General features: G+C 70.1%; 7 protein-coding genes and 1 pseudogene. 5 read left to right on the top strand and 3 right to left on the bottom strand.

Annotated elements, in window-relative coordinates:
• Nucleotides 1-152 precede the first annotated feature (152 nt).
• Both dxs and ABD207_RS15445 read left to right on the top strand, forming a co-directional pair.
• A complete protein-coding gene (dxs, locus tag ABD207_RS15440; protein ID WP_344013386.1) occupies nucleotides 153-2,075 on the top strand; it encodes a 1-deoxy-D-xylulose-5-phosphate synthase in 1,923 nt (640 codons plus the stop codon).
• A 159-nt stretch (nucleotides 2,076-2,234) separates the two neighbouring features.
• The gene (locus ABD207_RS15445; RefSeq protein ID WP_344013389.1) at nucleotides 2,235-3,746 is read left to right on the top strand and encodes an amino acid permease; all 1,512 of its coding nucleotides are present in this window, start codon (nucleotides 2,235-2,237) and stop codon (nucleotides 3,744-3,746) included.
• Nucleotides 3,747-3,766: 20 nt separating this feature from the next.
• Here ABD207_RS15445 and ABD207_RS15450 read toward each other — a convergent pair whose 3' ends face one another.
• Nucleotides 3,767-4,138, bottom strand: coding sequence for a PIN domain-containing protein (locus ABD207_RS15450; RefSeq protein ID WP_343998025.1), 372 nt, complete (start codon nucleotides 4,136-4,138; stop codon nucleotides 3,767-3,769).
• 887 nt (nucleotides 4,139-5,025) lie between these two features.
• Here ABD207_RS15450 and ABD207_RS15455 point away from each other — a divergent pair.
• The 3 genes and pseudogenes from ABD207_RS15455 to ABD207_RS15465 all read left to right on the top strand — a co-directional run bounded on the left by ABD207_RS15455 (nucleotide 5,026) and on the right by ABD207_RS15465 (nucleotide 9,447).
• Nucleotides 5,026-6,042 (top strand): annotated as a pseudogene (locus tag ABD207_RS15455) (hypothetical protein).
• A gap of 271 nt (nucleotides 6,043-6,313) precedes the next feature.
• Nucleotides 6,314-7,585 (top strand): nucleotide sugar dehydrogenase, encoded by a 1,272-nt coding sequence (locus ABD207_RS15460; RefSeq protein WP_344013392.1) that lies wholly within the window; start codon nucleotides 6,314-6,316, stop codon nucleotides 7,583-7,585.
• On the top strand, nucleotides 7,582-9,447 hold the full coding sequence (locus tag ABD207_RS15465; protein WP_344013394.1) for a glycosyltransferase: 1,866 nt from the start codon (nucleotides 7,582-7,584) through the stop codon (nucleotides 9,445-9,447). The genes ABD207_RS15460 and ABD207_RS15465 overlap by 4 nt, the downstream gene beginning before the upstream one ends.
• Nucleotides 9,448-9,556: 109 nt before the next feature.
• Here the strand turns inward: ABD207_RS15465 and ABD207_RS15470 are convergent, their stop codons facing one another.
• The gene (locus tag ABD207_RS15470) at nucleotides 9,557-10,990 is read right to left on the bottom strand and encodes a polysaccharide deacetylase family protein (RefSeq protein ID WP_344013396.1); all 1,434 of its coding nucleotides are present in this window, start codon (nucleotides 10,988-10,990) and stop codon (nucleotides 9,557-9,559) included.
• 54 nt (nucleotides 10,991-11,044) lie between these two features.
• Nucleotides 11,045-12,496, bottom strand: coding sequence for a cellulose binding domain-containing protein (locus ABD207_RS15475; RefSeq protein WP_344013398.1), 1,452 nt, complete (start codon nucleotides 12,494-12,496; stop codon nucleotides 11,045-11,047).
• Nucleotides 12,497-12,591: the final 95 nt, after the last annotated feature.

The raw sequence follows: 12,591 nt of genomic DNA on the forward strand, positions 1-12,591 counted from the left end.
GCGTTTCTGCCGCTGTCGCAGGGGTGCCGCATCGTGGGTACTGCCGAAAGCGTGACGTACGACGCACGGCCCGGAGTCCGCGCCCGGCAGCGGAACATTAGACTCGTCAGGCCCGGGAAAAGCTTGATCAGCTCTACTGCAAGGAGGCACGGGTGCCGCTGCTGACCCGCATCAGGGGACCGCGCGATCTGGACCGGCTCAGCCAGGAGGAGCTGAACCAGCTGGCCCAGGAGATCCGGACCTTCCTCGTCGACGCGGTCTCCAAGACCGGCGGCCACCTCGGCCCCAACCTCGGTGTGGTGGAGCTGACCATCGCCCTGCACCGGGTCTTCGAGTCGCCCAAGGACAAGGTGCTCTGGGACACCGGGCACCAGTCGTACGTGCACAAGCTGCTCACCGGCCGGCAGGACTTCTCCCGGCTGAAGATGAAGGGCGGCCTGTCCGGCTACCCCTCCCAGGCCGAGTCCGAGCACGACGTCATCGAGAACAGCCACGCCTCCACCGTGCTCGGCTGGGCCGACGGCATCGCCAAGGCCAACCAGCTCCTGAAGCGCGACAGCCACGTCGTCGCCGTGATCGGCGACGGCGCCCTGACCGGCGGCATGGCCTGGGAGGCGCTGAACAACATCGCCGACGCCAAGGACCGCCCGCTGGTCATCGTCGTCAACGACAACGAGCGCTCCTACGCGCCCACCATCGGCGGCCTGGCGAACCACCTGGCGACCCTGCGCACCACCGACGGCTACGAGCGCTTCCTGGCCCGCACCAAGGATCTTCTGGAGCGCACCCCGGTCGTCGGCCGCCCGCTCTACGACACCCTGCACGGCGCCAAGAAGGGACTGAAGGACTTCATCGCCCCGCAGGGCATGTTCGAGGACCTCGGCCTGAAGTACGTCGGCCCGATCGACGGACACGACATCGAGGCCCTGGAGTCCGCCCTGGCCCGCGCCAAGCGCTTCGGCGGCCCGGTGATCGTGCACTGCCTCACCGAGAAGGGCCGCGGCTACCAGCCCGCCCTCCAGGACGAGGCCGACCGCTTCCACGCCGTCGGCAAGATCCACCCCGACACCGGGCTGCCCATCGCCACCGCCGGCGCCGACTGGACCTCCGTCTTCGGCGACGAGATGGTCAAGCTGGGCGAGGAGCGCGAGGACATCGTCGCCATCACCGCGGCCATGCTCCAGCCGGTCGGCCTGGACAAGTTCGCCAAACGTTTCCCCGACCGCGTCTACGACGTCGGCATCGCCGAGCAGCACGGCGCCGTCTCCGCGGCCGGCCTGGCCCACGCGGGCGTGCACCCGGTCTTCGCCGTGTACGCCACCTTCCTCAACCGCGCCTTCGACCAGGTGCTCATGGACGTGGCCCTGCACAAGTGCGGTGTCACGTTCGTGCTGGACCGGGCCGGCATCACCGGAACCGACGGCCCCTCGCACAACGGCATGTGGGACATGTCCATCCTCCAGGTCGTCCCCGGCCTGAGGCTGGCCGCCCCGCGCGACGCCGACCAGGTGCGCGCCCAGCTGCGCGAGGCCGTCGAGGTGGACGACGCGCCGACCGTGGTGCGCTTCTCCAAGGGCGCCGTCGGGCCCGCCGTCCCGGCCGTGGGCCGCGTGGGCGGCATGGACGTGCTGCGCGAGCCCGGCACCGACACCCCGGACGTGCTGCTGGTCTCGGTCGGCGCCCTGGCGCCGATGTGCCTGGAGGTCGCCGAGCTGCTCGACAAGCAGGGCATCTCCACCACCGTCGTCGACCCGCGCTGGGTCAAGCCGGTGGACGAGGCGATGGCCCCGCTCGCCGAGAAGCACCGCGTGGTCGTCACCGTGGAGGACAACTCGCGGGTCGGCGGGGTCGGCTGCGCCATCGCCCAGGCGCTGCGCGACGCCGGCGTCGACGTCCCGCTGCGCGACTTCGGCATCCCGCCGCGCTTCCTCGACCACGCCTCCCGCGCCGAGGTGCTCGCCGAGATCGGGCTGACCGCGCCTGACATCGCCCGTCAGGTCACCGGCCTGGTCGCCCGGCTGGACGGCAGGTACGAGCGCTCCGCCGTCGGCTCCGTGGAGGCCGCCCGCGACTGACCTGCGCGCACCCGCCTTTCCCTGATCGCCCGATCGGGCCGCCCGTGCCACCGTGATGAGTGGCGCGTGCGGCCCGTTTGCGTGAGGGTGACGGTACCGGGGCATACGACCTACGCCCCCTCTCGATCATGTCGAGGATGACAAGCGTGGGAGGTACCTGTGACCAGCCCCCTCTTCAGGACGAAGAACGTCGAGCAGTCGATCCTCGACACCGAGGAGCCAGAGCACGCGCTCAAGAAGTCCCTGTCCGCGCTCGATCTGACCGTCTTCGGCGTCGGTGTCATCATCGGCACCGGCATCTTCGTCCTCACCGGCACGGTCGCCAAGAACAACGCCGGGCCCGCGGTGGCCCTGGCCTTCGTGGTGGCCGGAGTGGTCTGCGCGCTCGCCGCGCTCTGCTACGCCGAGTTCGCCTCCACCGTCCCGGTGGCGGGCTCCGCCTACACGTTCTCGTACGCGTCACTCGGTGAGCTGCCCGCGTGGATCATCGGCTGGGATCTCGTCCTGGAGTTCGCGCTCGGTACGGCGGTGGTGGCCGTCGGCTGGTCGGGTTACATCCAGTCCCTGATGGGCAACGCGGGCTGGGAGATGCCCGCGTACCTGGGCAGCCGGGAAGGCTCCGACGTCTTCGGCTTCGACGTGCTCGCGGCCGCGCTGGTGCTGGTCCTCACCGGCATCCTCGTCCTCGGCATGAAGCTCTCCGCCCGGGTCACCTCGATCGTCGTCGCCGTCAAGGTGACCGTCGTCCTCGTCGTGATCATCGCCGGCGCGTTCTTCATCACCGCCGACAACTACAAGCCCTTCATCCCCGAGTCGCAGCCCGTGGAGGCGGGGCAGAGCCTGGATGCGCCCCTGATCCAGCTGATGTTCGGCTGGGCGCCGGCGAACTTCGGCGTCATGGGCATCTTCACGGCCGCCTCGGTCGTGTTCTTCGCGTTCATCGGCTTCGACATCGTGGCCACCGCCGCCGAGGAGACCAGGAACCCGCAGCGCGACATGCCCCGCGGCATCCTCGGCTCGCTGTTCATCTGCACCGCGCTGTACGTGCTGGTGTCCATCGTCGTCACCGGTATGCAGCACTACAGCAAGCTGTCCGTCGACGCACCGCTCGCCGACGCCTTCAAGGCCACCGGGCATCCCTGGTACGCGGGCTTCATCAGCTTCGGCGCCGCGGTCGGCCTGACGACCGTCTGCATGATCCTGCTGCTCGGTCAGACCCGTGTCTTCTTCGCCATGAGCCGCGACGGGCTGCTGCCGCGGTTCTTCTCCCGGGTCCACCCGCGCTTCAGGACCCCGCACCGCCCGACCATCCTGCTCGGTGTGCTCATCGCGGTGCTCGCCGGCTTCACCCCGCTGAACGAACTGGCGGCGCTGGTGAACATCGGCACGCTGTTCGCCTTCGTGATCGTCGCGCTCAGCGTGATCATCCTGCGCCGGACCCGGCCGGACCTGCCGCGCAACTTCCGTACGCCGTGGGTCCCGTTCCTGCCGATCCTCTCCGTGGCCGCCTCCCTCTGGCTGATGCTGAACCTCCCCGCCGAGACCTGGGTGCGGTTCGCCATCTGGATGGCGATCGGCTTGGTCGTCTACTTCCTCTACAGCCGCGGCCACAGCCGTCTGGCCAGGGAAGGGCAGGTGGCACCGGGCCAGGCCGGCAAGCCCGGTCCCTGACACCCGGTCAGCCTCCCGGATCAGCCGCGCACCGATCGCGGACCCGTGACCTCCGCGCCGAGTTCCGACACCCGGCGACGGAGGTCGCGGTCCGCCGTGACCACCAGCACCCGCCGTCCGGCGGCCTCCGCCACCAGCCGGACGATGTGATCGTCCCCGCTCCCCGGCGCCTCCTCCACCTCCACCCCCGGCACCGGCGCGACGCCCTTCGCCGCCCCCTCCACCACCATCACGATCTCCACCGGCCCCTCGTGCCCCGGCAGCCCCACCTCCGCCAGCCGGTCCCGCAACCGCTCCGCGGCCCCCCGCCGATCCCGCCACCACCCGTCCGGCACCGAGCCCACCACATTGGCGGCGTCCACAATGACCAGCAGAGCAGCGGTGTCGTCCATACCGCCAGCGTCCCACGGAACGCGTCCAGGGCATGTTTCCGGCCCCCGGCGGGCCCACCGTCCGGAACGCCCCGCGCTTCTGCCACCCCGCCGGCGCTGCCGCGCGGCGCCCTTTCAGGGCGGGCGGCGGCGCTCCCCGGTGGGGCGTGCTGCCCGGGGTTTGTCGTCGGGGGTGGGCCGTGGACATGCCGGGTCCGGCGCGCTTGTCCGGGGTGCTGCCGGGGTCGGTGTCTCGGCGTGCTGCGTCCTGTGCCGTCTTGCGGTCGCACACCGGATCGTGGGCGCCGGTGGCGGCTATCCGCCGCCGATGCTCTGCGAGTCGCTCGCACGTGGCGCCCTTTCAGGGCAGGGGGCGGCACTCCCGGCGAGGCGCACGCTGTTCAGGATCTGCGGTCCGGAACGACCCGCGGATGCGGGTCGCGGCGAGCGCTTCTGTCGCGTCGCCGTCGGTTCTGGTGCCCTCGCGTGGGGCGCACTGCGCCGGCGTGCGGTCGTACGCACCGGCTCGTGCCCGCCCGTGGCGGCAAGCCGCTGCTGCTGCCTCGCGAGGCGCCTCGGACGAGGGGCCTTTGGGAAAGGGCCCGCGCCCTCGGCGGGACGCCGATTGCTTCGGGGCCTGTCGTCCGGGGCAGCTCTCGGACGCCGTGCCTGGCGCGCTTGCGCCGCGTCGCCTCGGTCGCCGGTGCCCGTGCCGGGTGGCGTCCGGGTGGACGGTGCCGATGGTGAGCCGGTGCCCCGGCGAGCGGCCGTGCTCGCCCTGCCGAAAGGGCGCGCTCCGCGCCGTCGTGCAGCCGCAAGCCCCTGGGCCCCGCCCGCCCGTTGCTGAGGCTTCACCGCCCATGACCTGCGAGCCGCCCCTGAACGACGGGCCCTTTAGGGTGAGACGGGTGAACGGCGACTGGCTTGTGTGTGGTCGGGATGGCCGGCTCATCGTCTGCCTGCCGTCGGAAGATGCCGTGCTGTGTCGTGCGGAGTTGGCTCCCGGTGGGCCCTGGGAGCCGCCGCGCAGGGCGGGTGGGCCGCAGCGGTTGCTGCCGGGGGTGGCCGTCGGGCAGGGGCCCGACCGGTATGCGCATCTGGTGGCCTGGCGGCCCACCGTCTCCGGGGAGGCGGGGCTGGCGCACTCGACCCACTTCCGGCCCCGGCCGGCGGCCCTGGACTTCGCTCCCGTGGGCCATCCGGACAAGAAGGGCGGGCGGACGGGGACGCCCGCCGTCGCCGTGGATGCCCAGGGCCGGGCCCATGTCTTCGTGCGGAACAAGGGCAGCGGCGTGAGCCTGCTCGCCCAGAAGGAGAAGGGCGGCTGGGACGCCTGGGCCGATCTCGGGGGCGAGCAGGTGCAGGAGCACCTGGCGGCCGTGACGGGCGAGTCGGGGCGTGCGGAGCTGTACGCGGCCGGTCCGGGAAAGATTCTGCACTGGCGTCAGGAGGAGGCGGGGAAGCGGCCGGTGCAGGCGGAGGGGATCGGTGCCGACGTGGAGCCGGGCACGTTGTGTGCGGTGGCGACGTCGGCGGAGCACACCACTGTGTACTTCACGGACCGGGGCGGGGAGTTGTGTGCCTGGCGGCCGGGGGAGAAGCCCGTGGCCCTGCTCGCGGCGGCCGGGCCGGGGCCCGTGAGTGCCGTGCGGTGCGTGATCGAGGGGCACGACTGCACCGTGCCGGCCCACCGGTCGGCGAGGGGGCGGGTGGTCTTCGCCGCGTATCCGACCGAGCAGGAGTCAGCGGGGGCCTGGTGAACCGAGTCCGGGCCGCGGCTGCCGGAGGACGCACGGGTGTGCCTCGCCCTGGATGAGAACGGGGAGCTGGTCGCGGCTGCCTTCGCCCCGTCGACCGGGACTCTGATGATCACCCGGCGGAAGGACGAACCGGGACTCGCCCTCACCGCCTGGCAGCAGGTCTGAGAGCCGCAGGTCTGAGAGCCGCAGGTCTGAGAGCCGCAGGTCTGAGAGCCGCGCAAACGTGTGCCCGCTCACGTGGCTTTGGTGACGGGAGACACACGAGATGCGTGAAGGGTTGTACGGGTGTGTACGTGACAAGGCGCACGTGATGTGGGCGGGATGAAAATATGAAGGTTCTGTTAGCCTCCTCGGACATGTTCGAATTACGTGGGGGGCTTGCGCTGCTCGCGTGCGGCCTGCTCGTGGCCGAGCAACGGGGTTGGGGAATGGTGTCGTGAGCAGATCCTCCACGACGGATCTTGTCGTTGTCGGACTCGGTTACGTGGGGCTGCCCTTGGCCCGCTCCGCCGCCGCAGCCGGACTGAAGGTGGTCGGCCTCGACCGCAGCCGCCAGGTGGTCGACGGCCTCAACAGCGGCCGCTCGCACGTGGACGACATCACCGACGCAGAGGTCGCCACGATGCTCGAGCAGGGCTTTTGCGCCTCCGACCGGCCCGAGGTCATCGCCGAGGCCGCTGCCGTCGTCATCTGCGTGCCCACCCCGCTCACCGAGTACGGCTCCCCGGACCTCGGCGCGGTGCACGTCGCGGTGGAGGACATCGCCGCCCACTTCACGCCCGGCACCCTCGTCGTCCTGGAGTCCACCACCTACCCGGGCACCACCGACGAGGTCGTCCGCCCCCGCCTCGAGGCCGGCGGCCTCAAGGCCGGCCGGGACTTCCACCTCGCCTTCTCGCCCGAGCGCATCGACCCGGGCAACGCCTCCTTCGGCCTGGAGAACACCCCCAAGGTCGTCGGCGGCGTCACCGCCGACTGCACCAAGGCCGCCCGCGCCCTCTACGAGCGCTTCGTGGCCCGCGTGGTCGAGGCCAAGGGCACCCGCGAGGCCGAGATGGCCAAGCTGCTGGAGAACACCTACCGCCACGTCAACATCGCCCTCGTCAACGAGATGTCGATGTTCTGCCGGGAGATCGGCGTGGACCTGTGGGACGCCATCCGCTGCGCCTCCACCAAGCCGTTCGGCTTCGCGCCGTTCTATCCCGGCCCCGGCGTCGGCGGGCACTGCATCCCGATCGACCCCAACTACCTGTCCTACAAGGTGCGGTCGCTGGGCATCCCGTTCCGCTTCGTGGAGCTGGCGCAGGAGATCAACCAGCGCATGCCCGTGCATGTGGTCAACCGCGCCGCCGACCTGCTCAACGACGAGGGCAAGGCGGTCCGCGGCTCCCGTGTGCTGCTGATCGGCGTCACCTACAAGCCGGACATCTCCGACCAGCGCGAGAGCCCCGCCCTGGCGGTCGCCGAGAACCTGATCGCGCGCGGCGCCGCACTGGTCTACTTCGACCCGCACGTCGAGGACTGGACCGTCGGCGGCGAGCAGATCGAGCGCGTTGGCGACTACCTGGCCGCCGCCGAGGCCGCGGACCTCACCGTCCTGCTCCAGCCCCACCGGGAGATCGACCTGGACCTGCTGGCCGACCGCGCCCGCAAGCTCTTCGACACCCGCGGCAAGACCTCCGACCATCCCCGGGTGGTCAAGCTGTGACGACTGAGGATACGTACATACCCGGAGCCGTCGACTCCGACGGGCGCCGAGCCCACCGCAAACGACGGCACCTGAAGGTCTCGTACTTCTTCTTCATCGCCATCGCCGCCGTCATCGCCACCCGGCTCGACTCCGACTCGCTGCACCTGTACTCGATGGGCGCCATGGGCCTGCTGGGCCTGAAGATGTTCGGCGCCCTCTTCTACCGGCCCGCCAAGGCGGGCCGCGAGGAGCTGCAGTACCTCGAGGAGTGCTGGGTCACCGCGGTCATCCCGATCTACAACGAGGACCCGGTGATGTTCGAGCAGGGCATGCGCTCCCTGCTCGCGCAGAGCCGGCTGCCCAACGAGATCCACATCATCGACGACTGCAGCGCCGACCCGGCCGGCATCCGGGCGGCGAAGAAGCTGCGCCCCGAGTTCGAGGCCAAGGGCGTCAAGTACACCGTCAGCGTCCAGCCCGAGAACAAGGGCAAGCGCGAGGCGCTGGCCCTCGGCTTCGAGGCGGCCCCGTACTCCGACATCTTCCTGTGCGTGGACTCCGACACCGTGCTCTCCCGGGACACGGTCCGTGAGCTGCTGCTGCCGCTGGCCGACGAGAAGATCATGGCCTCGACCGGCATGGTGCTCGCCCTCAACCACGACAGCAACGTCTTCACCCGCCTTCAGGACCTGCGCTACGGCAACTCCTTCCTCTTCGAGCGGGCCGCCTACTCGCGGCTGAAGTCCGTACTGTGCTGCTGCGGCGCCCTGTCGGCGTACCGCGGCTCGCTGGTGCGCAAGTACCTGCCGGACTTCCTCAACCAGCAGTTCCTGGGCAAGCCGGCCGTCTTCGGCGACGACCGCCGCATGACCAACTACTGCCTGATGGAGGGCCAGGTCGTCTTCCAGGAGACCGCGGTCGGCTACACCGCCGTCCCCGAGAAGCTGCCGCACTTCCTGCGCCAGCAGGTCCGCTGGAACAAGTCCTTCTTCCGCGAGTCCCTGTGGGCCTTCCGGCACCAGAAGAAGTACCGCCCGGCCTTCTGGCTGACCTGCATGGAGCTCGGCCTGTGGCTGGTGTTCGGCTCGGCCATGTTCTACTCCATGGTCATCCTGCCGATCATGCACCCGGCCCGGTTCCTCGACCACATCGGCGACTACGCGCTGTTCATGGTCCTCATGGGCTATCTGCGCAACGTCCGCTACCTCGACTTCCCGCGCCGCGGCATGGGCTTCATCAAGCGGTTCGGCATGTTCCTGCTGGCCCCGCTGTACGGCCTGATCCAGCTGTTCCTGCTGACCCCGCTGCGCTTCTACGCCCTGCTCACCCTGCACAAGGGCAGCTGGGGCACCCGCCAGGGCGGTGTCGAGGTGTCCGTGGGCGGCGACCACGAGGCCGAGATGACGGAGATCTGGGAGGAGGAGGACCCCTACTCCGACAAGCAGGTCACCGAGACGCTGCAGCTGATGCGCCTGGAGGGCGTGGCGCTGCGCACCCGCCCCCGCCCGGCCTACATCCCCAGCCAGCCGCAGCCGCTGCCCGGGTACGACGAGCAGCTGCACCAGAACATCCCGCAGCAGCCCGTCCGCTGGGGCACCCCCGCGGCGGCCCAGGCACCGGCCCCGGCCCCGGCGCCCGCGGGCTACGGCGGCGGCCAGCAGTGGCAGCAGGGCGGCGCACAGGCGGGCCCGTACCCGCAGCAGCCCTATCCGCCGCAGCAGCACCACCAGCAGCAGCCGTACCCGCAGCAGGGACAGCAGCAGCCGTACCCGCCGCAGCAGGGGCATCCGCAGGCGCCGCAGCAGCGTGGTCCGCACAACCCCGGCTACCCGCCGCAGGACCCGAACTGGCCGCAGAACGGCCAGGGCGGCGGCTGGTAGGCGGCCTGCGGCTGCGAGCGAAGCTCACCGTCGACCGCACGGCGAAGGGGGCGGCCCTCAACGGGCCGCCCCCTTCGTCATGTCCGCAGAAACAACCTGTCGTGCGGGCCTACTTGTAGTAGGCCATCGCCTCCTCGACCGTCACCACCGGGATGTCCCGGTCCTGGAGCTCCTGCATCAGCTTGGTGAGCCCCGCCGTGCCGATCTCGGTGCTGGTCTTCGGCGTACCCTCGACGATCTTGTGCAGGCAGAGGATGAGCCAGTCGCCGCTCTCGGCGCACCGGTCGAGTTTGCCGCCCTCCTCGGTCAGCCTGGACAGCGCGGTGCCGCCGATGCCCTTGCCGTCGGTGATGCCGGTCAGCGACTTCAGCCGGTAGGGGTGGGCCGGGGCGAACGACTCGATGGTCTCGGAGATGATCGTGCGGGCGGTGGTGAAGTGCCGGCTGGCGATCAGGTCGACCGGGACGCCGTCCTTGGTCTTCTGGAACGCCCCGTGCGGGTAGGCGAAGTGCTCGCTGGTGAAGCCGTTGGACACCAGCCACTCCCGCAGCTTGCGGAAGTCCTCGTCGGCCTCCTCCGCGGTGAGCTTGGGGTAGCTCGCGGTGTGCACCGCGTTGGCGTAGGAGTGCCCGGCCATCTCCCAGCCGGAGAAGTTCTGCATGGACCGCATCTGGTCGACGGTCAGGAAGCTCCCGGTGCCGATGGCGTCGGCGATGTTGTAGAGGGTGCCCGGGAAGCCGAAGGAGTCCATGATCGGCCGGGCCAGGTCGTGGATCGACTTGTGGGAGTCGTCGAAGGTGATGGAGACGACGCCCTTGGGGAAGACGTCGGTGGTGTCCGGTATCAGCTCCACGGCCTGGAGCCGGTAGGTCACCTGCCCGCCCGCGTCGTCGTAGACCGCGAAGGACATGTCGGTGAAGCCGGCCGTGGTGGACGGCTTGCCCGCGGCCGAGATGCTGTACGCGCCGGCCGCGCCGCTGACGTCCGCCCACTGCAGGTGGACCGTCACCCACTCACCGGACTGCACATAGTTGGCCGCGGTCTTGGAGTGGACGTGGAAGTTCCAGACGAAGTAGTTCGTCAGCCCGCCGCTGCCCAGGTAGAAGACCATCTTGGCGAGGTTGCTCACGTCGTCGACGCGGAACAGCAGCCGGATCATCTTGCCGGTCGCGTTCACCTCGGCCATGCCCGTCTTGCGGACGTAGGACTGCTTGCCGGTGCCGTTGGTGGTCACCCGCACCGACTGGGTGCCGCGCACGAACTGGGTCTTGTCGTTCACCTCGGCCGACGCCGTGCCCGCGCCGCCGGCCTTCCAGCCGTGCGAGTCCTGGAACTGCTGCGACCAGGTGGCCCGGCGGTTCTTGGGACGCCGGCCGGAGGGAGCGTAGGGCGGGGGAGTGGTCAGTCCCCCGATGGCCCCCTCGGCGGCCGCCTGCGGGCCGGTGACGGACTGGGCCGCCACATTGCCGAGCCAGGCGCCCCCGCCCGCCATCGCCACACCGCCCGCTCCGCCCATCAGCAGCGCGGCCCGGCGGCTGACCACCGGCCTGTCACTCGCAGCGGCACGACCGTGTGCGTTGGCCCGCCTCTTGCCCACTTAGGACTCCTGAACCGTGTCGAAGTAGTTCCTGCCGCTCTCGGCGAAGCCCTCGACCTGGGCCTGGACTTCCTTCGCCGAGAGGGTGTCGTTCGCGTTGTAGTAGAGCCAGTCGACCTTCATGTCCCAGGCCCGCTCGCCCTTGAACGGCAGGTCGATGAACCAGTGGTTGAAGTTCACCGACATCCCCGCGCGCGGGGCGTACTTGCCGCTGCTGACGAACAGCTTCTTGCCGTCGATCCAGTAGGAGACGACGTCGTCCTTCACCCGGATCATCACGGTGTGCCAGGCGTCGAGGCTCTTGTTGGTGGTCTGGTAGACGCGGTCGTTGGTCTTGTGGTCGTACCAGGTCACCGTGTCGAGCTTGGGCCCGGGGCGGCCCCAGCCGCCGTTGGGCATGTACTCGTTGTCCAGCTCGCTGTAGGTCGAGCCCTTGCCGCCGATGGTGTAGAAGGTCTGGTTGACGTGGTCGCCCTTGTCACCGGTGCTGGGCTTGTCGCTGAAGTGGATCCGGGCCGCGTACGTCCCCTCGCGGAACTTGCTCGCGGCGGTGCCCAGGCTGGCCTGCTTGGTGCCCGCCTCGGTGCCGTCGGTGCTGGCCCGCAGCTGCAGCACCTGACCGGAGTTCAGGGCCTGCTCGTCGCCGGGGAAGGTGACGCCGTCGGCCGACCAGGTGTTCTCGATGCCGGGGCCGCCCTTGCTGGTGCGGACCAGCCAGCCGTGCTTGAACAGGGCCGGGTCCTTGGCGCCGTGGTAGTCGAAGTTGTCGAAGAGCACGCCCTCGGGGGCCTCCGGCACCGGGTCGGCGGCCGCGGCCGCCTTCGCCTTCGACCGGTCGTCGGCCGGCTTGGTGCCGTCCGGCTCCTCGCCCCAGGCGAGCACGCCCTTGTTGTACGCGGTGACCTTCTGCGCCTCGCGGTAGCTGGTCATCTTCGCGTCGAAGGAGCGGTCGTCCGACTGGTCGAGCTTCTTGTGGTCGGTGCGGAACAGCTGCAGGTCGATGCCCTTGCTGTTGGCTCCCGGCTTCAGCGTGCCCGCCGCCTTGCTGAACCGTATCTCCAGGTACCGGTCGGCGTTTCCGGCCGGTTTGTCCATCTCCACCACCCGGCCCGCCAGATTCGAGCAGCCGAAGGCGGCGTTGACGCAGTTGAAGGCGTACGAGGCGGACTCGTCGGCGGTGAAGTAGTACCGCAGTGTGACACCGCTGAGCGGCAGCGGCTTGTCCGTCTTGTTGAAGACCTCGAGCGAGGGCCTGGCCGCGGGCGCCGTGGCCGGGGTGTCGGTGCGGTAGCGCACCAGGAGCTCGGGGGGATCCGGATTCGCCTTCTTGTACAAGGGCTTCCAGTACGGGTACGTCACCGTGGCGCCTGCGGCGAGTACGGCCACGATCAGCAGCAGCCGTATCTTGGGCCAGACCCGGCGTCGGGGTGGGCGGCGGCGGGTGGACGCCACGGGGACTCCTCAGCGAAACGGCACGACGCTTGTGTGAACAGGTGGTGGGATGGTGTGGAGATCCTATCGGTACCTGTGTGACGAAAGGGGGTGGG

This window comes from Streptomyces thermospinosisporus, assembly GCF_039526425.1.
Classification (GTDB): Bacteria; Actinomycetota; Actinomycetes; order Streptomycetales; family Streptomycetaceae; genus Streptomyces; species Streptomyces thermocarboxydovorans.